Consider the following 20,944-nt stretch of genomic DNA (forward strand, 5'->3'; position numbering starts at 1 on the left):
CGCGCGGAGCGCCGGGGCCCGCGGCGCCCGGCCGCCGAGGTCAAGAGGGCTTGTCGGTTCCGCAAGGCACCGTCCGGGCGGCGGTGCGGTCCCTTGACGGCCGGGAGGCGCCGGGAGAGGTTCCAGGAGACGCCGATCATGCGCGGTCGTCCCGGCCGCGCGCGTCCCGGACCGATCCCCGCCAGGAGACGACTTGCGATACCCCCGCCCGAGCGCCGCCGCGCGGCCGGCGCCGCCCCGGATCCGGCGCTCCCTCACCGCGCTCGCCCTCGCCGCCGCCTTACCGTCCGCCGTCGCGGCCCTGCCGTCCGGCGCGCGCGCCGCCGGGGCCGCCGCCCCGTACCTCGATCCCCGGCTTCCCGCGGCACAGCGCGTCCGCGACCTGCTCGGCCGCATGACCCTGGAGGAGAAGGCCGGCCAGATGGCGCAGGCCGAGCGCTCCGCCGCCGACGCCGACCCGGACCGGATCACCTCGCTCGGGCTGGGCTCGCTGCTGTCGGGCGGCGGGTCCGTGCCCGCCGCCAACACCCCGTCCGGCTGGGCGGACATGGTCGACGGCTACCAGCGCCGCGCCCTCGCGACCCGCCTGCGGATCCCGCTGCTCTACGGGGTCGACTCCGTGCACGGCCACGGCAACCTCGCCGGCGCCACCGTCTTCCCGCACAACCTCGCGATGGGCGCGACCCGCGACCCCGCCCTGGTCCGCGAGGAGCAGCGGATCACCGCCGCCGAGACCCGGGCGACCGGCCCGCAATGGGTGTTCGCCGCCTGCGTCTGCGTCACCCGCGACGTCCGCTGGGGCCGGACGTACGAGAGCTACGGCGAGGACCCGGCGCTCGTCACCGCGATGGAGACGGGCATCGAGGGCTTCCAGGGACGCGGCGGACACGACCTCGCCGACACCCGGCACGTCCTCGCGACCGCCAAGCACTTCGCCGGCGACGGCGACACGGTGTTCGGGACGTCCACCACCGGCACCTACACCATCGACCAGGGCGTGACGATCACCGATCGGGCGCGCTTCGAGCGGATCGACCTCGCCCCCTACGTCACGGCCGTCCGCAAGTACCGGGTCGGCAGCGTCATGCCGTCGTTCTCCAGTGTCGACTGGACGGAGAACGGCGTCGGCGACCCGATCAGGATGAGCGCGCACAAGGAGCTGCTGACCGGCGTCCTCAAGAAGAGGATCGGCTTCCGCGGCTTCCTCATCAGCGACTGGGAGGCCGTCCACCAGCTCCCCGGCGACTACGCGACGCAGGTCCGCACCGCCGTGAACGCCGGCATGGACATGTTCATGGAGCCCTTCAGCGCGCCCGCGTTCGTCGCGACGCTGGTCGCGGAGGTGCGGGCGGGCCGCGTGGCGATGTCCCGCGTCGACGACGCGGTCGGCCGGATCCTCACGGCCAAGGTCGAGCTGGGCCTGTTCGAGCATCCCTTCACCGACCGCTCCCGCGCCGGGACGATCGGCTCGGCGGCCCACCGCGCCGTCGCCCGCGAGGCCGTCGCCAGGTCGCAGGTCCTGCTGAAGAACGCCGGGCACGCCCTGCCGCTGCGCGGGACCGAGCACATCTACGTCGCGGGCGCCAACGCCGACGACATCGGGAACCAGGCCGGGGGCTGGACGCTCACCTGGCAGGGCGCGTCCGGTCCCACGATCCCCGGCACGACGATCCTGGAGGGCATCCGGCGCCGCGCGCCGCACGTCACCTACAGCGCCGACGCGTCCGCGCCGGCCGGGGACAGCGACACCGGCATCGTCGTGATCGGCGAGCGGCCGTACGCCGAGGGCATCGGCGACGTCGGCAACGGCCACACCCTCGCCCTGGCGGACGCGGACCGCGCCGTCATCGCCAAGGTGTGCGGCGCCGTCCCCACCTGCGTCGTCCTGGACGTCGCGGGCCGCCCGCAGATCGTCACCGGCGAGCTTCCCCGCATGGACGCGTTCGTCATGTCGTGGCTTCCGGGCAGCGAAGGCGCCGGCGTCGCCGACGTCCTGTTCGGCGACCGCCCCTTCACCGGACGCCTGCCGGTGTCCTGGCCGCGCAGCGAGGCCCAGGAGCCGATCAACATCGGCGACCGGCACTACGACCCCCTCTTCCCCTATGGCCACGGCCTGACAACCCGCGGCTGACCCGTCCCCCGGCCGTCCGTGCAAGGAGCCGCCGGGTTTACCGGCCCGCCACGAGGAGAGGCTGCCCGTCAGGGATCGGAGGGCAGCAGGTGGAGTCGAGGGTCGCGTTCGTCCTCGGCGGCGGCGGCATGCTCGGCGCGCACGAGGTCGGCATGCTGTGGGCGCTGGAGGACCATGGCGTGCGCCCCGACCTCGTCATCGGCACGTCCATCGGCGCCCTCCACGGCGCTCTTCTCGCCGCCGACCCGGCCACCGCGGTCGAGCGGCTCACCGGCCTGTGGTCCGACGACTCCGTCCGCACCGTGTTCGGAGCCGGCCTGCTCGCCCGAATGTGGACCCTCGCCCGCTCCGGCACCCACCTGCACTCCGGCGAGCCGCTCCGCCGGATGCTCACCGACCTCCTCGAACCCACCCGCCTGGAGGACCTCGCCGTCCCCTTCCAGTGCGTCGCGGCCTGCGTCGAGACCGCGATGGCGCACTGGTTCACCCGCGGGCCGATCATCCCGGCGGTGCTGGCCTCCTCGGCCGTCCCGGGCCTGCTCCCGCCCGTCCGCGTCGGCGACCGGCACTACTACGACGGCGGGCTCGTCCACAGCATCCCGGTCGGACGCGCCGTCCACCTCGGCGCCACCACCGTCTACGTCCTGCACGCCGGGCGCATCGAACGCGACCTCGCGCCCCCGCGCCGCCCCTGGGAGGTCGGCCTCGTCGCCTTCGAGATCGCCCGAAGGCACCGCTTCTTCGAGGAGATGGCCGCCCTCCCGGACGGGCTCGCCGTGCACGTCCTGCCCGCCGGCGTACCGCCGCGCAAGGCCGGCGTCGACCTGGCGCAGCTGCGCTACCGCACGACCTCCGACATCGCCGCGCACATAGAGCGCGCATACCGGGCCAGCATGGCCTACCTCAAGGAACGAGCATGAGATGCCACCGCCGATCATCCGCCGCGCGTTGTGCACGCCGTTGCTGTTCGCCCTCACCCTGCTGGCGCTCGTCCTGCTGCCGCCGTCGCTGCTCGGCGGCCCCCGCACCCGCGTCGCGCGGTTCGTCCGCTTCGCCGCGACGTGGGGGACGCTGGAATGCGCCGCCGTCCTCGCCTGCGGCCGGCTGTGGTTGCGTCGCGCCCCCGCCGACCGGTACTACGGGGTCGTCCGCCGCTACGTCGCCGGCCTGGACCGCGCCGCCCGCCGCGACCTCGGCCTGCGCATCGAGGTCGAGGGCCGCTGGGACGGGGCGCGCGGCGGGCCGCTGATCGTCCTCAGCCGGCACGCCGGCCCCGGCGACGCGCTCCTGCTCGTCCACCACCTGCTCACCGGCTACGGGCGCCGCCCTCGCGTGGTCATGAAGGCCGCGCTCCAGCTCGACCCCTGCGTGGACCTCGCGGGCAACCGGCTGCCGAACGCGTTCGTCACGCCGGGCCAGGGCACGGCCCCCGTCGAGCGTCTCGCCACCGGCCTCGGCCGTCGCGACGCCCTGGTGATCTTCCCCGAGGGCGGCAACTTCACCCCCGGCCGCCGGCACCGCGCCATCCGCCGTCTCACCCGCCAGAACCGGCGGCGCGAGGCGGCCCGCGCCGCCCGCATGACCCATCTGATGCCGCCGCGCCCCGGCGGCGTCCTGGCCGCCCTCGCCGCCGCCCCGGCCGCCGATGTCGTGTTCGTCGCGCACGCCGGCCTCCAGGACATGATCACCGTCGCGGACATCTGGCGCCGCGTGCCCCTCACCACGCCCGTCCGCGTCCGCTGGTGGCGCGTCTCCGCCGCCGACGTCCCCCGTGTCCCCGCCGACCAGGTCGACTGGCTTTACACCCATTGGGAGCGAGCGGACGCCTGGATCGCCGCGCTAGGGTCGGAGCATGGATGAGGGCACGGTCCGAGTCGATCTGTGGATCTGGTCGGTGCGGCTGCTGAAGACCCGCTCCATGGCCACGACCGCGTGCCGGGCTGGTCATGTCCGGGTCAACGACGAGCGCGCCAAGCCCGCCACGACCGTCCGCGTCGGCGACGAGATCCGGCTGCGCCACGACGGCCGCGAGCGCATCGTCGTGGTGCAGCGCGTCATCCGCAAGCGCGTCGGCGCGCCCGTCGCGCAGGAGTGCCTCATCGACAAGAGCCCGCCGCCCCCGCCGCGCGAGGCACTGATCCCGATCGGCCTCCGCGACCGCGGCGCGGGCCGCCCCACCAAGCGCGACCGCCGCGAACTGGACCGCCTCCGCTCCCTCCAACTGAGCCGCTCCGCCCACGAAGACCACTGACCCACCTGGCCGAATTCGCTTTTCGATTCCCGCGGCAGTGGTTTTGCCGTGGGTCAGCGGTTGGCGGCTCGGTTGCGGAGGATGAAGAGGGCGGCCACTGTGAGGACGGCGATGAGGCCCAGGGTCGCTGAGAGCAGGGGGAAGGCGGAGCTCTCGTTTTTCGGGGTGTGCGCCTGGGGGCGGGTGGCGAGGGCTTTCGGTGCGGAGTAGCCGCCGGACTCCAGGCGGTCCAGGCGTTCGTAGGTGGGGTTGGGTGCGTCGGCGGGGACGTTGGAGGTGATGGCCTGGTGGGGGGCCAGGAGGCCGTTGCCGGTGCGCTTGTCCCAGCCCGCGGGGCCGACGTCCTTCGCCGTGGCGAGGAGGCGCTGGACGATCTGGCGGCCGGACATCCGCGGGAAGCGGGAACGGACGAGCGCGACGGCGCCCGAGGCGAGGGCCGTGGCCGCGCTCGCCTCGCCCGGCGCACCGATCGTCCCGTTGCCGCGCACCGACGAGACGCCCGGGCCGGGGGCGGCGGCCATGACGTTGGTGCCGGGGGAGGTGCCGGGCCAGACGCCGGAGCGGTGGTCCACCGCTCCGACCGCGAGGACGCCCGCGCAGTTGGCGGGCCAGCGGAGGTCGTCGTCCCCGGTTCCGCCGCCCGGCCCCGCGACGACGATGGCGTCCTTCCGGACGGCGTACGTCACGTCCTTCTGCAGGGCCGCCGGACAGGCCCCGGGGCCCGCGCGGGAGATGCTGATCACCTTCGCGCCGTGGTCGGCGGCGTAGCGCAGGGCGGGGCCGAGGCCGGTGGCGCCGGCCCGCAGCGGGAGGATCTTGGCCTCGGGGGCGACGCCCACCATCCCGGACCCGCGGCCCTGAGCGGCGATCAGCCCGGCCATGGCCGTGCCGTGGCCCTCGTCGGCGCGTCCCTCGTCGGCGTGGTGGTCGCCGGGGGCGTCCCAGCCCGCGCCGTCTAGGACGACGCCCTGGAGGTCGGGCAGGTGCGCCTCGACGCCGCCGTCGACGACGGCGACGGTGACCCCCTGGCCGCGCGCCGTCGGCCAGACGCCGTCGGTGATGCGCCAGGTGGCGAACCACCACTCCTCGGCGCGGGGCCTGGGCAGCGCCGCGGCGGGCGAGGCGGTGAGCACGAGCAGGAGGAAGGCGGCCGTCGCGGCGGACACCGCCCGCACGCGCGCCGTCGTGTCCCGGCGATGCTCGATGCTCAAACCCCGTCCCGGAAAGGCGTGTTGCGACCCCGTGATTTCGCGGAAAGTCTGGAGCAGCCGGTCCACGGGTGTCCAGCTGTCCTTACGGTTGACCGGCCTTGTCTCGCCAGGTCAGGAGTCGGGTAACTCTCGGTGGAGTTATTCGATCGTTATTCGTCTTTCGCGCCGGCCGGCCGGCTCCGGACGGCGAGGAGGCGGCCGTGGCGGCGGCGCTCGTCGTCGGCCGGCTCGCGCTCCATCCGGGCGATCTCGGTGAAGCCCGCGGCGGCCAGCAGCGCGCCGACGTGGTCGACGGGCAGGCAGTAGGCCGCCGTGACCTTGTGGTCGTACGGCTGGGGTTCGGTCTCCCCGGCGGTGGCGAAGAAGCCGAGCAGCAGGTGCCCGCCGGGGGTGAGGACGCGGTGGAACTCGGCGAAGATCTCCGGCAGCAGCTCGGGCGGGGTGTGGATGACGGAGTACCAGGACAGGACGCCGCCGAACGAGCCGTCCGCCGCGTCCAGCGCGGCGATCGTGCCCTCGCTGAAGGAGATGCCGGGATGCGCGGCGCGGGCGTGGCCGATCATCTCGGGGGACAGGTCGACGCCCGAGGCGTCCCGGCCGAGCCCGCGCAGGTACGCCGTCACGCGGCCCGGACCGCACCCCGCGTCGAGCACCGGCCCGCGGACGGTCTCGGCGAAACCGCTGATCATCGCGCGGTCCAGCGGCGCCAGCCGCCGGGGGTCGCCGAACATCTCGGTGTACAGGGCCGCGATGTCGTCGTAGGCCGTGCGCGTGGTGCGCAGGTGGGGGCGCTCGTCCGTCATAGGGGCGACAGTAGACCGGCCCGGCCGCGGCCCGCGCGTGATCGTCGCTCCGCCGCGGCGCCTCCAGCGGGCCTCGACCGGGGGTGACCCGCGCCGTACTGTCATGGAGGCGGATTTTCCCTCCGGGGGATCACGAGGAGGCGGGCGATGGGCACCAGGGACGACTTCCTCGCGGCGGCGCGCGTGGCGGCGGCGCTGTTACGCGAGCCGGCGGTGGCCGAGGCGTGGGACGGGCCGAGCGCGCTCCCCGAGTTCAGCGTGGGCGGTCTCGCGGGGCACCTGGGCTTCCAGATCGCGGGGCTGGCGGCGCTGCTCGCCGAGCCTCCGGGAGATGAGGAGCCGGTCTCGCTGCTCGACCACTACGGCAGGTCGTCCTGGCTGGGCGCGGGCCCGGACGCCGAGATCAACGTCCGGATCCGCGGCGGGGGCGAGCGGGCCGCGCAGGGCGGACCGGAGGCGCTCGCCGCGCGCGTGGACGCGGCGCTGGCGGAGCTGTCGGCCGGGCTTCCGGCGGCGGCCGAGCGGCCGGTGCCGCTGCGGCTGTGGGGCGCGTGGTCGCTGATGCTCGACGACCTTCTCGTCACCCGGATGCTGGAGCTCGTGGTCCACGCCGACGACCTGGCGGTGAGCGCCGGGGTTCCGGAGCCCGTGTTCCCGGACGAGGCCGTCGCCACGGTGGTCGGGCTGCTGGCGCGGCTCGCGGTGCGCAGGCACGGGCCGGTCGCCGTCGTGCGCGCCCTCAGCCGTGCCGAGCGCGCCCCCGCCACCATCGCCGCCCTCTGACGGTCCGTCCCCCCGGGAAAGGGGGTGGACGAGGCGTCGGCGCTCTGGCACCATGCGGGCATGATCATTGGAAAGGAGCGCGGAACCGGTCTCCGGTGAGCGCGCACGTGCAGCGGGAAGCCGCTGACATCCGCGACGAATGGCTGGGCCCGGCGCTGTCGACGCTGCCCGCCGACCGTCCCGCCGCCGAGGCGGCCATCTCAGGTCTCTACCGGATCGCCGGGCTGGGGCCACCCCGTTTCCACTGGGTCTCCTCGCCGCTCATGGCGCTGGAGACCGTCCCGCCGGGGGCGCGGCTGAGACCGCCGCCGCCCGCCGGCCGGGTGAACGAGTGGCCGGTGACGCGGCTGCTCAAGGCGGCGCGCGCGTCGTTGACGCTCGACCTCGACGACCGGGTCAGGAACCGGCACCGGTGCCTGGCGGAGCTGTTCCACACCGATGTCCGGCTCTCGCTCCAGCGTGCCACCGACCGTTCCTTGAGCGTGGTGCTCATGGCCGCGCACGACTCCCGGGTGCGGAGGGACTGGCACGCGGTGCAGTGTCCGTCTTGGGTCGCCTTCTACGACGCCATCCGCCGCTCGGCCGGCGGCGCCTTCACCGCTGAGCAGAACCGGCGGCTCGACCTGTGGGCGACGGTCGTGCGGTCCTGCGGGTGGTGGTGGCCCGGCGAGGACGTGTGCGTGGTGTCCGAGCGTCCCGGCGTCCTGTGCGTCGAGGGCACGGGCGACGGCGGCGAGGTGCGGCTGCACTCCGCGGACGGCCCGGCGGTGCGCTTCGCCGACGGGTGGGAGCTGTACTTCTGGCACGGGACGCGGGTGCCCGGATGGGTGCTCACCGACCCGGACGTGGAGCGCATCGAGCGCGAGGACAACGTCGAGGTGCGGCGGTGCGCGATCGAGCGCATCGGCTGGGGCGACTACATCGAGCGGGCCGGGCTGCGGCTGGTCGCGTCCGCGCCCGACCCCGGCAATCCCGGCACCGAGCTGCGGCTGTACGACATGCGGCGGGAGTCCCGGGTGCTCCTGGCCGTCAACGGGTCGCTCGAACGCGACGGGAGCCGCCGCCGGTACGGGCTGACCGTGCCGGGCTCCCTCGCCGACCCGGTCGCCGCCGCCGGGTGGACCTACGGGTTGTCCGCAGAGCAGTACTCCCTTCTCGCCCGCCGAACTTGAGAGGTGATTCCCATGACCGTGACACTCGCGTCCCTGTCCGAGCGGACGGGCTTGGCCGTGCTCGACCATCTTGAGCGGTCGGTGACCGTCCCCGTCGTCGATGGCGTCCAGGCCCAGGGCGACCTCATCGTGATCCCGCTGGGCCTGCTCGGCGGGACCGTCTACGCCTCGTCCAGGGCCCGGTGGCGGGACGTCCCGCCCGAGGGCGTCGAGCTCCTGCGCGGCGAGGCGGGCGGGAACCCGCACACCCTCGTCGCCGATCCCGGGACGTGCCGGTGGGCGACCGCAGTGGTCGACCCGGTCCACCTGGCGATCGGGATCTTCGAGACCTCGGAGGTCGCCTACCTGCTGCATCCCGAGCACGGCGCGAGCGGCTGCGCGCCGGGCGCGTACGTCGTGCGGCGCCAGCGCGAGCACGAGGCCCGGCGCGGGCCGGGGGGCGTGCGGCTGGTCGCCGACTGAGCGGCCGGACGAGCCGTCCGCGCGACCTCCGATGAAAGTGAAGAAAGCGGCAAACTTCAGCATTTAAGGAGGATTTGGGGCATATCGGGGCTTGGTCTCCTGGGGGGCGGTGGTAGGTCCCCGGACGTGTCGCGGCCCGCCCGGCGAAACCGGTGGGCGGGCCGATGCCGCGCGACGGGAAAGGACCCATGGCAATGGCAGCATCACCGAACTTCCCGGCCCCGACCCGCGACCTGTGCGGGGCCATGCTCGTCCACCGGCGTCTGCTCAACGAGAGCATGACCTACCGAGCGCAACGCGCGCGCATAGAGAACCGGGCCCTCCTCTACGAGACCGGACGGCGCAGCTCGACGCGCAGCGGAGTGGTGACCATCCCTGTCGTCTGCCACGTCGTCCACAATCCGGCCGATCCGAGCCAGAACATCGACGACGCGCAGATCCACAGCCAGATCGACGTCCTCAACAAGGACTACCGGGCCGCCAACTCCGACGTGTCGCAGGTGCCGCGGGTCTGGCAGCCGCTCGTCGCGGACGCGCGGATCGAGTTCCAGCTCGCCGCGCAGGATCCGTTCGGCGCGCAGACGAACGGGATCGTCAGGGTCGAGACCGGCAAAGAGGGCTTCGACACCGACGACGCGGTGAAGTCCGCCAACACGGGCGGCGCCGACCCCTGGCCCAGTGACCAGTACCTCAACATCTGGGTGTGCCGGCTCGGCGGCGGGCTGCTCGGCTACGCGCAGTTCCCCGGCGGACCGCCGCAGACCGACGGGGTGGTCATCTTGAACACGGCGTTCGGGACGACCGGCACGGCGGCCGCGCCGTTCGACGGCGGGCGCACCGCCACGCACGAGATCGGGCACTGGCTCGACCTGTTCCACATCTGGGGCGACGACGATGGGGCCTGCACCAACGACGACCGTGTTGCCGACACGCCGAACCAGGCGGACCACAACGCGGGGAAGCCGACCTTCCCGCACGTGACCTGCGACAACGGCCCGAACGGCGACATGTTCATGAACTACATGGACTACGTCGACGACGCCGCCATGTTCATGTTCTCCAAGGGGCAGGGCGAGCGGATGAACGCGTGCCTGGAGGGGGCGCGCGCCTCCTTCCTCGTCGCGCGCCAGGCCGCCGCCGGACCCGCGCAGCCCGTGGGGGCGGCGCCCTCCGGCACGCCGCGCGCCGCCAACGGCGCCGTGCCGGCGCAGGGCGGCGACGTGGAACGCCTGCTGGCCGACACCGAGCGGCTGACGCAGGCCGTCCTCACCGAGATCCGGGACGCGCTCGGGCTCGTCACCGGCCGGGTGAGCGGATGACGGGCCGCCCGCCGCCGGGGGAGGCCGGGTGAACGGCGAGCCGGCCGACGTCACGGGCACCTGGATCCACGCCTACGAGGAGGACACGCCGACCGAGGCGGTGTACAGGCCGTCCGGCCACCCGTTCCGGCCCGCCCGCAAGGTGCGGAGCGGGCTGGAGTTCCGGCCGGACGGCACGTTCGTCGAGCGCCGCCCCGGGCCCGACGACCGCCTGTACGAGCTCCACGGCCGGTGGGAGAGGCGCGGCGCCGACCGGGTCGGCGTCAGCTATCCGGAGGGCCGCGGCGCGCCGTTCGAGATCACGGTGCTGTCCCGTACCGACGACACGCTCACGATCGCGAAATGACCCGTCCGGGCGGCGCGCCGGGACGGGGGTGAGGGCGTTCCCATGAAGGCGTTCCCATGAAAGCGGTGACCGCACGGGTGGGCCTCGCGGTCCTTCCAGCGGGCGACGACTCGGCCGGGCTCGGCGCGGAACTCGCGCGGGCCGACGCGCCCGGCCTGGACTGGGTCCGGCTGGACGACACCGTCTTCTACTGGGCCGAGGACGGCGCGGGCTGGGACGAGGCCCAGGCCCGCGCCCGCTCGGCCGGCGTCCCGCTGGAGGAACGCCGCGCGCCGGGCACGGCCGCGGACCTGCGCCTGGTGACCCAGGTCGGACGCGTGTTCCAGCAGGAGCACCCGGACGTGCCGGTGCTCGCCGACAAGGGCCGCTACCTGGTGGTGTCGCTGGACGAGGACCACCGCGCCCGCATCCGGCCGCACCCCGGCCTCTGCTACCGGGTGGAGCCGCTTCCGGCGGGCGGGCTCGTCTTCCGGAGCGCGGCCGCCACGCCCCGCGAGCCCGACCCCCGCGTCCAGGCGATGGTGGACGAGGTCTCCGGGGACGCCTACCGCGACGTCCTCACCCGGCTCGTGGGGCTCGGTACCCGGCACTCGCTCGGCCAGGGGTTCCGGGACGCGGCGGAGCTGGCCGGGGAGCGGCTTCGCGAGCTCGGCTACACGGTGTCGGAGGTGCCCATCACCGTTGGTCCGGGACGCTCGGCGAACGTGGTCGCCGAGCGGCTCGCCGCGCACCGCCGCCCGCGCGAGACCGTCCTCGTCACCGCGCACCTGGACTCGATCAACGTGGTGGGCGGTCCGGCGGCGCCCGCGCCCGGCGCGGACGACAACGGCAGCGGCTCGGCGGGCCTGCTGGAGATGGCCCGGGTCCTGGCGAGCGCGGGGGACGCCGAGCACGACCTGCGGCTGATCCTGTTCGGCGGCGAGGAGGAGGGCCTGTTCGGCAGCACGCAGTACGTCGCGTCGCTGCCCCCGGAGGAGCGCGCCGCGATCGGCACGGTCATCAACATGGACATGATCGCCTCGGTGAACACCGCGGCGCCGTCCGTCCTGCTGGAGGGCGGCCAGGTGTCGGCGGGCCTCATCGGCGAGCTGGCCGCGGCGGCGGCGACCTACACCGAGCTCGGTGTGCAGACGTCCCTGCGGCCCTTCAACAGCGACCACGTGCCGTTCATCGACGCCTCGATCCCGGCGGTGCTCACGATCGAGGGCGCGGACGACGCGAACCACCACGTCCACACGGCGAGCGACACGCTCGACACCGTCGACCCGAGCCTGGCCCTGGAGATCGTCCGGATGAACCTGGCGGTGGCGGCCTCGGCCCCGCGCTGAGTCCGGTCAGTCCGTATCTGGCCAATTAATAAGCTAAAGGGGGAAATGGTATCCCGCCGGTCGTGCGGTGGTGCATCCTTTTTGCCCGGTGGATATGACGGCTTTCCGGTGAGCTGTACTTGTGCGGTCATACTGAAAGCCGCGGACTCGACGCGGAGGTGGATGCGGTGCCGATCACCGGTTACGGCGTGCTCAAGGGAACGGTGACGGATCGCCGGGTCGAGACGACGGACACCCCGCACTACCAGATCCGCGTCAGCGCCGCGGGGACCGACTACCGCGTCGCGGTGAACATCCGGTCGCAGACGTCCCCGCCCGACCTGCTCTACCTCGCCGTCGACGACCTCCGGCACCCCGTCACCGCCGCCGCCGACGCGCTCCCGGACGGGTTCAGCCCGCTGGAGAGCCGGCCCGGCGGCGCGGCGCTGGACTTCATCCGCGGCAACCTGTTCGACCCGGCGGCCATGCGCCCCGCCCCGACGACCCTCCCCGGCCCGGACAACGACCTCGGGGAGTTCCTCGACCACTACGTCCAGGCGGTTCAGGCCGACCCCGACGCCCGCCTGTACGTGTTCGGGCAGCGCTGGGGCCCGGAGACCAAGGCCGACAAGATCTTCGGCTTCCGGCCCGGCAACGGCGTCCACGACGTCCACATGAACCAGGGCAACAGCGGCCGCTTCACCGCCGACGACGGTGTCTGGCAGGACGGCGGGCTGCTGATCCGGCTGCCGTCCGCGGGCCGCTGGGTCGGGGTGTTCCTGGCGTTCCAGTCGCAGTCCTGGCACACCGACGACACCACCGGGCACACCATCCCCGGCCCCGGCCCCGGCCCTGGTCCCGGCCCTGGTCCCGAACCCGGCGGGCCGGACAAGCCCGTCCGGATCATCGCGGCCCTGGTCAACCCGGCCGGCCCGGCGCCCGAGCACGAGACCGTCACGCTGCTCAACGCCTCGCCCGACCCGGTCGACCTGGAGGGCTGGGCGATCACCGACCGGCTGAAGAACCGCCAGGCCCTGCACGGGACGATCCCGCCCGGCGCGGCGCTGGCCGTGGCGCTCGCCCCGCCCGTCCAGCTCGGCAACGGCGGTGGGGCGATCACCCTGCTCGACCGGGCCGGCCTCAAGGTCGACGGCGTGGCCTACACCCGCGAGCAGGCCGCCAGGGAAGGCTGGACGCTGACCTTCTGACGCCGGGAGCACGGCGCCGGACGTGGTACGAACCCGGCAATCCTGCAATTCTGCGACATAGTATGAATGGCTGGTTCGGGGTGCCACGGAAACGGCGCTCGCTTCGCCCGTCCGCGCGGTACCCGATGTTCACCGGCCATTCATTGATTGGTTTCGCGGGCCGCGCGGCGGGAACCGGGGGCCGCGCGCAGGTGGATGCGCTCGCCCTGGGGACCGAAGATGTTGAGCACCTCGACCGGCTCGTCCCCGGCGGGGCCGAACCAGTGCGGCAGCCGGGTATCGAACTCGGCGGCCTCCCCGGGCCCCATGATCAGGTCGTGCCCGGAGACGATCAGCCGGATCCGGCCGGACAGCACGTACAGCCACTCGTAGCCCTCGTGCGTGCACGGGTCGGGCGTGTTCTGGTCGGCGGGGATGATCGACTTCCACGCCTGCAGCGGGCCCGGCCGGCGGGTCAGCGGCACGGCCGTGCGGCCGTTGTGCCGGCGGGGCGTGAGCCGGACGCGCGGATCGCCGACCTCCGGCGCGCCGACCAGCTCGTCCAGCGGCACCTGATGCGCCTGGGCGATGGGCAGCAGCAGTTCCAGGCTGGGACGGCGCTGCCCCGCCTCCAGCCGCGACAGCGTGCTCTTGGAGATGCCGGTGGCCTCGGCGAGCGCGGCCAGCGTGACGCCGCGCCGGGTCCGCAGGCGCCTGAGCCGGGGACCGACCGCGGCCAGCGTGCCGGCGATCTCGGGCGTGTGCTCCATGTCGCCCATTCCACCCCGCGTTTCCCGGAAATGGCAACGGAAGTTGTCGATCCGCCGGACGGGAGGCAGCCTCGGAGGTGGAGGTGATCGGACATGGACGCACGGTCCTACGACGTCGTGGTGGTCGGCGCGGGGGCGGCCGGGCTGAACGCCGCGCTGCTCCTCGGCCGGGCGCGCCGCCGGGTGGCGGTGGTGGACGCGGGCGCCCCGCGCAACGCGCCCGCGGCGCACATGCGGGGGTTCCTGACCCGGGACGGGATGTCTCCGGCGGCGCTGCTGGAAGTGGGCCGGGCCGAGGTCGCCGGGTACGGGGTGACCCTGATCGAGGGACGGGTGGAGGAGGCCGAGCCGGGCTTCCGCGTCCGGCTCGCCGGGGGCCCGGTCCTGGAGGCCCGCCGGATCCTCGTGGCGACCGGGCTGCGCGACGAACTCCCGGATATCCCCGGGGTGCGCGAGCGATGGGGGAAGGACCTCCTGCACTGTCCGTACTGCCACGGCTGGGAGGTCCGCGACGAGCCTCTCGGAGTCCTCGGCACCCACCCGAACGCGGTGGACCAGGGCCTGCTGGTCAGGAGCCTGTCGGACGACGTGGTCTTCTTCCCGCACACCGCGGAGGTGGCCGCAGGCGACCGCGAGCGGCTCGCCGCCCGCGGGATCCGCGTGGTGGACGGCGAGGTCAAGCGGCTGGTCGTCGTCGGGGACCGGCTTCACGGCGTCGAACTGGTGCGGGGCGGCACGGTGCCCCGGGCGGCCGTGTTCCTCGTCCCGCGCATGGTGCCGCGGGACGCGGTGCTGAGGGCGCTCGGCTGCGAGACGCGGGACGGCTGGGTCGTCACCGGTCCCGACGGCCGCACCAGCGTGCCCGGCGTCCACGCGGCGGGCAACGTCGCCGACCCGCGCGCGAAGGTCGTCACCGCCGCCGGCATGGGCGCGGCGGCCGCCATGTCCCTGAACAACGACCTGGTCCAAGAAGACACGGCCCGAGCACTGGCCGTCGCCGCCGCCTTCTCGGCCCGGGCGGAGGCGGAGAACGCCAGAGCCCAGCAAGGCGACACGGCACACGGCCTCTGAATCCACTCACACGAGCCGTCGCACCGAGAACGGTCAGGCGGGCGAGCCCACCTGGGCCGGGCCCGGATCGGACACGGGAAGATGGATCCCGACCAGGCAGGTGTCGTCGTCGGTGTCGGCGTTGCTGTGGGTGAGCAGGTGGTCGAGCTTGGTCTCCAGGTCGGCGACGGGCTCGCGCGCGGTCGCCATGAGCCGGTCGAGGGCCTCGTGCATCGACCCGTCCCTGCGCTCGACGAGCCCGTCGGTGTACAGCAGCAGCACGTCGCCGGGCTCCAGTTCGAGGACGCCCTCCTCGTAGTCGCCCTCTTCCAGCGCGCCGAGCATCGTCCCGCGGACCATCGGCAGCGTGGACGCCTCGTCCCCGCGGACCAGCACCGGCGGCAGGTGCCCGGCCCGCGCCCACCGCAGCGTCCGGTCGGCCGGGTCGTACAGGCCGCACAGCGCGGTCGCGGTGACCGCGTCGGTGAGGTGGTCGGCGACGATGGTGAGCCAGCCGAGCAGCTGCGCCGGGCCCGCGCCGGTGGCGGCGAGACCGCGCAGCGCGTTGCGCAGCACGACCATGCCGGTGGCGGCGCCGATGCCGTGCCCGGCGACGTCCCCGACGCACAGCAGCACCCGGCCGGACGGCAGGACGACCGCGTCGTACCAGTCGCCGCCGACCATGTGGCCGTGCTCGGCGGGGCGGTACCGGACGGCCACCCGCAGCCCGGAGGCGTCGATCGGGCCGCGCGTGGGCGGCATGATGGCCCGCTGCAGCTGGAGGGTGAGCCGGTTCCGCTCGGCGGACTGCTGCTCGGTGTGCGCGAGCTGGGCGCGGGTGGCGGCCAGCGCCACCTCCGTCCAGTGCTGGGCGGAGATGTCCTGGTAGGCGCCGCGCACCGCGAGCAGGTGCCCGCCGCCGTCCAGGACGGGCTCGGCGACGATCCGCAGGTGCCGTATCACGCCGTCCGGACGCTGGAGCCGGAACGCCGTCGAGGCGGGCTGCCGGTGGTGCAGCAGCGTGCGCAGGAAACGGCCGAGGTCGGGCTCGTCGTCGGGGTGGGCGTGGCCGGGCAGCGCGGCCAGCCGCAGCGGCGGCGCCGACGGCGGCAGCCCGCAGAGCGCGAACAGCTGGCTGTGCCAGGTCACTTCGCCGGTGACGAGGTTCTCCTCGAAGCCGCCGATGCGGCCGAGCCGCTGGGCGTGCTGCAGCAGGCCGGCCAGCCGCGCCGCCTCGTCCTCCACCCGGCAGATGAGCAGCACGCCGACGCCGTGGCGGCTGATGCTGACGTCGGCGGTGGTGGTCAGCGGCACCTGGTCCACCATCGAGTTGAGCGTCGTGCGCGCGGCGCGGAACGGCTCGCCGGTGGCGTAGACCCGTTCGATCTTCTCCAGCAGCCCGTCCTGCCCGGCGGCCAGCGGGTAGGCCTCCAGCAGCAGCATCCCGGTGACCGCGCCGCGGGGCCGGCCGGCGAGGTCGACGAAGTGGTCGTTGACGTAGTGGATGCGGAAGTCGGAGAGGGCGCCGTCCGCGCCCATGTGCGGGACCAGCACGCAGGCGGGGTCGTGCAGCCCGCCGGCCAGGTCGACCAGCTCGGCGGGCCCGCGGCCGGCGCCGGGCGGGCCCGTCTCCGGGCGCTCATCCAGCGTCCGCGCGCACAGCTCGGCCAGCGCGTCGATCTGCCGCTCGATCCGCGGCGAGCGCTCCAGCGGGACGCCGGGCCAGCAGATCTCCAGGACGCCGATGATCCGGCCGCCCGTCCCGGCGGGGACGACGACGCGTCCGCCCGCGGGCAGGTCACGGTGCCCGATGGACGGCAGGCCCGCCCGGTGGAGCGAGCCCAGCCACACCGTCCGCCGCTCGACGAGGGCGGTCCGGGCGGGCGTCGCGACGCCCGGCGGGACGTACCGCCAGCGCGCGGGCTCGGCCGGGCCGAATCCCGCCGCGCCCGCCAGGGTGAGCGAGGAGTCGGAGTCCGCCGCCCAGACGGCCACCGCGACGGCGCCGAGCGGCCGTCCGGGCTGTCCGGACGGCGGTCCCGGCGGCGGTCCGGCCTGCTGGCCGGGCTGCTGCTCGTCCTGGGGACGCGGGCGGCCCTCGTCCTCCGGCAACGGCCACTGCGGTCCCTGCGTGCCGTCATTCTCGGTCATCGTCGGGCTCCTTCAGCGCCGTCGTCCCGGGGCCCCTCAGCACCCGGGAAGCCGGGAGACGCGCGGCGCATAACGCGGTCTCCCAGCCCTTGTCACCGATTTCCCCACGTGGTGGTCTTGCCACGCGTGGGCGTTCTGGCCAACAGCCTGCCCCGATAGCCGGTGGAATCGCAAATCACCACCCCTGGTAGACGCCGGACGCGCCCGGACCGTTCGAATCCCGGCGGCGCCGATCGCGGACGCCCAGGTCAGAGGTACTCGCCGGCCGGATGCGGCCGATAGGGGGCCTCCAGCCGGGCGATCTCCTTGTCGTCGAGGACGAGCTCCGCGGCCGCGATCGCGTCCTCGACATGCGCGAGCTTCGTCGCGCCGACGATGGGCGCGGTCACCCCGGGCCGCGCGAGCAGCCAGGCGAGGGCGACCTGAGCGGCCGGGACGCCCCGCTCGGCCGCGACCTGCCGGACGACGTCGACCACGTCGAAGTCGTCGTCGTTGTAGAGGCTCTCGGCGAAGGCGTCGTTGTTGGCCCGGAGAGTGTTGCGTCCGCCACCCCGCTCGCGGCTGCCCGCCAGCAGCCCGCGCGCCAGAGGGCTCCAGGGAATGCACCCGACTCCCTGGTCGAGGCAGAGCGGGATCATCTCCCGCTCCTCCTCGCGGTACACCAGGTTGTAGTGGTTCTGCATGGAGACGAACTTCGTCCAGCCGCGCATCTCCGCGACGTGCTGCGCCTTGGCGAACTGCCATGCGTACATGCTGGACGCGCCGATGTACCGGGCCTTGCCGGCCTTCACGATGTCGTGCAGGGCCTCCATCGTCTCTTCGATGGGCGTCTCATAGTCCCAGCGGTGGATCTGGTAGAGGTCGACGTGGTCAACACCGAGCCTGCGCAGGGACGCGTCTATGGCGGCCATCACGTGCTTGCGTGACAGCCCCTTGTCGTTCGCACCGGCTCCCATCGGGTGGAAGACCTTCGTGGCCAGGACGTAGTCGTCCCTCTGCTGGAACAGGCGCGACAACAGCCGGCCCGTGATCTCCTCGCTCACACCGCCCGAGTACATGTCGGCGGTGTCGAAGAACGTCACGCCGCCCTCGATCGCCCGCCGGACGAGGGGTTCCGCCCCTTCCTCGTCCAGGGTCCACGCCCGCTGCCTGCCGTCGCCGTAGCTCATCATGCCGAGGCAGATCCGCGAGACCTTCATGCCCGTCGTCCCGAGCCGCACCTGGTCCATCTCCGCTCCCCTTTCCTCGCCGCTTATAGTGACGCATCCACCCCCGAAGATCACCCGCCCGATACATCGTTCCACCACCGCTCGCAGGAGGACGCGTGCCCGAGGTCCTGGTCATCTGCGGCCCCGGAGGGGTCGGCAAGTCCTCGACGGCCTTCGAGGCGGCGCACCGGCTCGCGGACCTGGACGTGCCGCACGCGCTGATCGACTCCGACGAGCTGGACCGCGTGCACCCCTGGCCGCCGCCCGGCATGGACGCCGCCGAGCTGTCCCGCCGCAACCTGGCGGCCCTGTGGTCCACCTTCGCCGAGGCCGGGCACACCAGGCTGCTCGTCACGGGGGTGTTCGCCGACCTCGCGGCGGACCTGCGGTGGGTGGCCGAGGCCGTTCCGGACGCCGAGATCACGACCGTCCGCCTCGTCGCGGACGAGGCGACGCTGCGGGACCGGATCGAGCGGCGGGAGATCGGCTCGGCCGCCGAGGCCCAGCTGCGCCGAACCCTCGACCAACTCGCCCAGATGCAAGCCGCCGACCCCCCGACCGTGCACCGCATCAACACCGCCGGCAGGACGGTCACCGAAGTCGCCGCACAGATCATCGACCACTGGGTACAGGACCGCCCCTAACTCCCGGGGCCCTAGCCCGGTCGCCGAGCCATGCCTCCGAGTAGTCCTCAGCCATCACGCGAGCGCGCGCCCTGACCGGCGGGGGCGACGCCGAAGGCGAGCCCCCGCCGGGAAGATCGCGAAGCGATTCGCGCTCGCACAAGAACGGTCACGGTCCGAGCCGCTAGGCGAGGACCGTGGGCCGGGCTTGCAATCAACTCAGCCGAAGATGTAGCACTCCGTCTCGGCGCGGCGTTGGGTCATTCCCTGCTGGACCATCGAGGTCGCACATGCGCGTTGCTTCTGGTTGAGCTGGACCTCGCCGCACACCGTCCTGCTGGAGTAGGTGCGGCAGTCCTGGCGGCCCGTCCGGTCGGTGCGGGACGGCTGGGAGGCGGCGGCGCTGCCCACCGCCCCGATCCCGGCGATCATGACGAGCACCATGGCGGTGATGACCCTCTTCATATGGTTTCTCCCCCAACGTGCAGATTAGCCAGCGAGGGGTCCATCCCCGGGCACGCCCCCGCAAAACCGCACCAAACGTCAAGAAAACCGGTGTATGCCCAGGTAAAGCGGGTCAGGTGGAGACGGGCTCCACGGGACGGCGGGTGGAGATCCGGTGGTCGGCCAGCCGCAGGATCTCGTCCGCGTCGTGCACGGGCGGGTAGATCCACTCCTCGTTGACCGCGCGCTTGCGGGCCTTGGCCACCGCCCCGGTGCTCTGGACGGCGCGTTCGAACCCGGAGGTGAAGACCGCCCCGGCCGCGCCGAGGTCCAGGCAGGTGACATAGGGATCGGGCGTGAAGGGCACCGGATCCACCCCGAGGAGGTCGGCGGCCGCGTTGTGCCCGGCGTGGCGGCCGAGGGGGGTCGCGTGCTGGCAGCTCGGCATCGTGACGTGGCCGGCCTCGACGGGTGCGGCGGCGGTGTCGCCCGCCGCGTAGACGCCGGGGACTCCGGGGACGCGCAGGAAGCGGTCGGTGACCAGGCGCCCGATCCCGTCCCGCTCGCCGGGCACGTCGCGGGTGAGCGGGCTGGCCTGGACCCCGGCCGTCCACACGACGGTGCGAGCCGGGACGACGGTGCCGTCGGCGAGGACGGCGCCCTCCGGCGTGACCTCGGCCACGGACGCGCCGAGGCGGCGCTCGACGCCCAGCTCGTCCAGGGCGGCCGTGATGACGGGGCGGGGCCCCGGGCCCAGCTCCGGTCCCACGGCCCCGTCACGCTCCACCAGGACGACGCGGACCCCGTCCGCGGCCCCCTCCGGCGCGGCGAGCGCGCGCAGCCGCCCCACCAGCTCGGTGGCGATCTCCAGCCCGGTGAAGCCCGCTCCGGCGACCACCGCGGTGAACCGCCCCTCGCCCGGCGGCAGCGCGTGCAGGTGCTCCTCCAGCTTCGTGGCGGCCTCGATCGTGTCGACGTTGTGGAGATGCTCGGCCCCCGGCAGCCGCGGCGGCACCAGCGCGCTGCCGGTGGCCACGATCAGCCGGCGGTAGGTCCGCTCGGCGACGCCCCCGTCGCGTCCCCGCACGGTGACGGTGCCCGTCCGGGTGTCGACGGCCGTCGCGACGCCCGGCACCCGCTCGACGCCGATGGGACCCAGAACATGGTCCAGGGGGACGCGCATGGCCGCGGGATCGGCCTGGTAGAGACGCGGCCGGATCACGAGGTCGTCGCCCGCGGCGACGACCGTGACCCGCAGGTCCGCGCCCTCCCGGCGCACCAGCCGCGTGGCCGCCGCGGCGCTCCAGACGGCGGCGAACCCGCCGCCCAGGATCAGGACGTCCGACATCAGGGGGTTCCTCTCAGCTGAACACGAAGGAGCTTCTCGGGATTGCGGACGAAGTCGACGGTGGTGATCCGGCCGTGCGCGAGCGTCACCGTCATGACGCTCTCGACGCGCTCGCCGTCCGTCCACAGCAGGCCGGGACGGCCGTTGACCGTGGCGGGCACGAGCGGCCGCTCACCGGCGAGATGACGTGCCACGCCCACGACGTACCGGGCGACCCGGTCGGCGCCGTGGACGGGCCGGCGCGCGGCCCGCACCCGGCCGCCGCCGTCGCTGCGCAGCACGACGCCCGGGTCGAGGAGCCCCAGCAGGGCCCCCACGTCGCCGGTCCGGCAGGCCGCGGTGAACGCCGCGAGGACGCGGCGCTGCTCCTCCGGCGCC

The 20,944-nt window shown here is 74.0% G+C and carries 21 protein-coding genes; 13 read left to right on the forward strand and 8 right to left on the reverse strand.

Going from position 1 to position 20,944, the window contains the following annotated elements:
- The first annotated feature begins 193 nt into the window (after positions 1 to 193).
- From E1291_RS26015 to E1291_RS26030, 4 genes are all read left to right on the forward strand, one after another.
- Positions 194 to 2,131 (forward strand): glycoside hydrolase family 3 protein, encoded by a 1,938-nt coding sequence (locus E1291_RS26015; RefSeq protein ID WP_131740658.1) that lies wholly within the window; start codon positions 194 to 196, stop codon positions 2,129 to 2,131.
- Between the two features lie 89 nt (positions 2,132 to 2,220).
- Positions 2,221 to 3,051 carry a patatin-like phospholipase family protein gene (locus tag E1291_RS26020; protein ID WP_242614376.1) on the forward strand — a complete coding sequence of 277 codons (831 nt, stop codon included), beginning with the start codon at positions 2,221 to 2,223 and terminating at the stop codon, positions 3,049 to 3,051.
- A gap of 1 nt (position 3,052) precedes the next feature.
- Positions 3,053 to 3,991 carry a 1-acyl-sn-glycerol-3-phosphate acyltransferase gene (locus E1291_RS26025; RefSeq protein ID WP_131740659.1) on the forward strand — a complete coding sequence of 313 codons (939 nt, stop codon included), beginning with the start codon at positions 3,053 to 3,055 and terminating at the stop codon, positions 3,989 to 3,991.
- A complete protein-coding gene (locus E1291_RS26030; protein WP_131740661.1) occupies positions 3,984 to 4,382 on the forward strand; it encodes an RNA-binding S4 domain-containing protein in 399 nt (132 codons plus the stop codon). The genes E1291_RS26025 and E1291_RS26030 overlap by 8 nt, the downstream gene beginning before the upstream one ends.
- A gap of 53 nt (positions 4,383 to 4,435) precedes the next feature.
- Here E1291_RS26030 and E1291_RS26035 read toward each other — a convergent pair whose 3' ends face one another.
- Both E1291_RS26035 and E1291_RS26040 read right to left on the reverse strand, forming a co-directional pair.
- Positions 4,436 to 5,593: a S8 family serine peptidase gene (locus tag E1291_RS26035; protein ID WP_165495289.1), complete on the reverse strand. Its 1,158-nt coding sequence runs from the start codon at positions 5,591 to 5,593 to the stop codon at positions 4,436 to 4,438.
- A gap of 149 nt (positions 5,594 to 5,742) precedes the next feature.
- A complete protein-coding gene (locus tag E1291_RS26040; RefSeq protein WP_131740665.1) occupies positions 5,743 to 6,396 on the reverse strand; it encodes a class I SAM-dependent DNA methyltransferase in 654 nt (217 codons plus the stop codon).
- Positions 6,397 to 6,543: 147 nt separating this feature from the next.
- On the opposite strand from E1291_RS26040, the gene E1291_RS26045 reads away from it, so the two are divergent.
- From E1291_RS26045 to E1291_RS26075, 7 genes are all read left to right on the forward strand, one after another.
- Positions 6,544 to 7,179 (forward strand): maleylpyruvate isomerase N-terminal domain-containing protein, encoded by a 636-nt coding sequence (locus tag E1291_RS26045; RefSeq protein ID WP_131740666.1) that lies wholly within the window; start codon positions 6,544 to 6,546, stop codon positions 7,177 to 7,179.
- A gap of 95 nt (positions 7,180 to 7,274) precedes the next feature.
- Entirely contained in the window at positions 7,275 to 8,351 is a 1,077-nt protein-coding gene (locus tag E1291_RS26050) for a DUF6745 domain-containing protein (RefSeq protein WP_131740668.1), read from the forward strand.
- Between the two features lie 12 nt (positions 8,352 to 8,363).
- A complete protein-coding gene (locus tag E1291_RS26055; RefSeq protein ID WP_131740670.1) occupies positions 8,364 to 8,813 on the forward strand; it encodes a DUF8820 family protein in 450 nt (149 codons plus the stop codon).
- 194 nt (positions 8,814 to 9,007) lie between these two features.
- The gene (locus E1291_RS26060; RefSeq protein WP_207400938.1) at positions 9,008 to 10,132 is read left to right on the forward strand and encodes a zinc metalloprotease; all 1,125 of its coding nucleotides are present in this window, start codon (positions 9,008 to 9,010) and stop codon (positions 10,130 to 10,132) included.
- Positions 10,133 to 10,160: 28 nt separating this feature from the next.
- Positions 10,161 to 10,478 (forward strand): hypothetical protein, encoded by a 318-nt coding sequence (locus E1291_RS26065; protein ID WP_131740672.1) that lies wholly within the window; start codon positions 10,161 to 10,163, stop codon positions 10,476 to 10,478.
- A gap of 65 nt (positions 10,479 to 10,543) precedes the next feature.
- Positions 10,544 to 11,806 carry a M28 family metallopeptidase gene (locus E1291_RS44725; protein ID WP_207400939.1) on the forward strand — a complete coding sequence of 421 codons (1,263 nt, stop codon included), beginning with the start codon at positions 10,544 to 10,546 and terminating at the stop codon, positions 11,804 to 11,806.
- 167 nt (positions 11,807 to 11,973) lie between these two features.
- A complete protein-coding gene (locus E1291_RS26075; protein WP_131740674.1) occupies positions 11,974 to 12,993 on the forward strand; it encodes a DUF2278 family protein in 1,020 nt (339 codons plus the stop codon).
- Between the two features lie 140 nt (positions 12,994 to 13,133).
- Here the strand turns inward: E1291_RS26075 and E1291_RS26080 are convergent, their stop codons facing one another.
- Positions 13,134 to 13,742 carry a helix-turn-helix domain-containing protein gene (locus E1291_RS26080; protein ID WP_131740675.1) on the reverse strand — a complete coding sequence of 203 codons (609 nt, stop codon included), beginning with the start codon at positions 13,740 to 13,742 and terminating at the stop codon, positions 13,134 to 13,136.
- 93 nt (positions 13,743 to 13,835) lie between these two features.
- Between E1291_RS26080 and E1291_RS26085 the strand changes: the two genes are divergently transcribed.
- Entirely contained in the window at positions 13,836 to 14,813 is a 978-nt protein-coding gene (locus tag E1291_RS26085; RefSeq protein ID WP_131740678.1) for an NAD(P)/FAD-dependent oxidoreductase, read from the forward strand.
- A gap of 33 nt (positions 14,814 to 14,846) precedes the next feature.
- Here E1291_RS26085 and E1291_RS26090 read toward each other — a convergent pair whose 3' ends face one another.
- Positions 14,847 to 16,943, reverse strand: coding sequence for a PP2C family protein-serine/threonine phosphatase (locus E1291_RS26090; RefSeq protein ID WP_131740680.1), 2,097 nt, complete (start codon positions 16,941 to 16,943; stop codon positions 14,847 to 14,849).
- Positions 16,944 to 17,191: 248 nt separating this feature from the next.
- A complete protein-coding gene (locus E1291_RS26095) occupies positions 17,192 to 18,172 on the reverse strand; it encodes an aldo/keto reductase (RefSeq protein ID WP_131740682.1) in 981 nt (326 codons plus the stop codon).
- Between the two features lie 95 nt (positions 18,173 to 18,267).
- Between E1291_RS26095 and E1291_RS26100 the strand changes: the two genes are divergently transcribed.
- Complete coding sequence (locus E1291_RS26100) at positions 18,268 to 18,795, forward strand: AAA family ATPase (protein ID WP_131740684.1); 528 nt, start codon at positions 18,268 to 18,270, stop codon at positions 18,793 to 18,795.
- A gap of 198 nt (positions 18,796 to 18,993) precedes the next feature.
- Here the strand turns inward: E1291_RS26100 and E1291_RS26105 are convergent, their stop codons facing one another.
- From E1291_RS26105 to E1291_RS42245, 3 genes are all read right to left on the reverse strand, one after another.
- Positions 18,994 to 19,239 carry a hypothetical protein gene (locus E1291_RS26105; RefSeq protein WP_131740686.1) on the reverse strand — a complete coding sequence of 82 codons (246 nt, stop codon included), beginning with the start codon at positions 19,237 to 19,239 and terminating at the stop codon, positions 18,994 to 18,996.
- Positions 19,240 to 19,351: 112 nt separating this feature from the next.
- Entirely contained in the window at positions 19,352 to 20,566 is a 1,215-nt protein-coding gene (locus tag E1291_RS26110) for an NAD(P)/FAD-dependent oxidoreductase (protein ID WP_131740688.1), read from the reverse strand.
- Positions 20,566 to 20,944, reverse strand: a 379-nt coding sequence (locus E1291_RS42245) for a sigma-70 family RNA polymerase sigma factor family protein (protein ID WP_503108243.1), incomplete at its 5' end; no start/stop codon positions are given. The genes E1291_RS26110 and E1291_RS42245, both read right to left, overlap by 1 nt.

Origin of the sequence: Actinomadura roseirufa (genome assembly GCF_900659635.1) — a bacterium.
In the GTDB taxonomy this organism is placed as follows: Bacteria; Actinomycetota; Actinomycetes; order Streptosporangiales; family Streptosporangiaceae; genus Spirillospora; species Spirillospora roseirufa.

Bases quoted from the DNA above. Each gene is read 5' to 3' on its own strand.
- E1291_RS26025 (WP_131740659.1), top strand. From the start codon at position 3,053: ATGCCACCGCCGATCATCCGCCGCGCGTTGTGCACGCCGTTGCTGTTC.
- E1291_RS26030 (WP_131740661.1), top strand. From the start codon at position 3,984: ATGGATGAGGGCACGGTCCGAGTCGATCTGTGGATCTGGTCGGTGCGG.
- E1291_RS26040 (WP_131740665.1), bottom strand. From the start codon at position 6,396: ATGACGGACGAGCGCCCCCACCTGCGCACCACGCGCACGGCCTACGAC.
- E1291_RS26045 (WP_131740666.1), top strand. From the start codon at position 6,544: ATGGGCACCAGGGACGACTTCCTCGCGGCGGCGCGCGTGGCGGCGGCG.
- E1291_RS26055 (WP_131740670.1), top strand. From the start codon at position 8,364: ATGACCGTGACACTCGCGTCCCTGTCCGAGCGGACGGGCTTGGCCGTG.
- E1291_RS26060 (WP_207400938.1), top strand. From the start codon at position 9,008: ATGGCAGCATCACCGAACTTCCCGGCCCCGACCCGCGACCTGTGCGGG.
- E1291_RS26080 (WP_131740675.1), bottom strand. From the start codon at position 13,742: ATGGAGCACACGCCCGAGATCGCCGGCACGCTGGCCGCGGTCGGTCCC.
- E1291_RS26085 (WP_131740678.1), top strand. From the start codon at position 13,836: ATGGACGCACGGTCCTACGACGTCGTGGTGGTCGGCGCGGGGGCGGCC.
- E1291_RS26090 (WP_131740680.1), bottom strand. From the start codon at position 16,943: ATGACCGAGAATGACGGCACGCAGGGACCGCAGTGGCCGTTGCCGGAG.
- E1291_RS26095 (WP_131740682.1), bottom strand. From the start codon at position 18,172: ATGGACCAGGTGCGGCTCGGGACGACGGGCATGAAGGTCTCGCGGATC.
- E1291_RS26105 (WP_131740686.1), bottom strand. From the start codon at position 19,239: ATGAAGAGGGTCATCACCGCCATGGTGCTCGTCATGATCGCCGGGATC.
- E1291_RS26110 (WP_131740688.1), bottom strand. From the start codon at position 20,566: ATGTCGGACGTCCTGATCCTGGGCGGCGGGTTCGCCGCCGTCTGGAGC.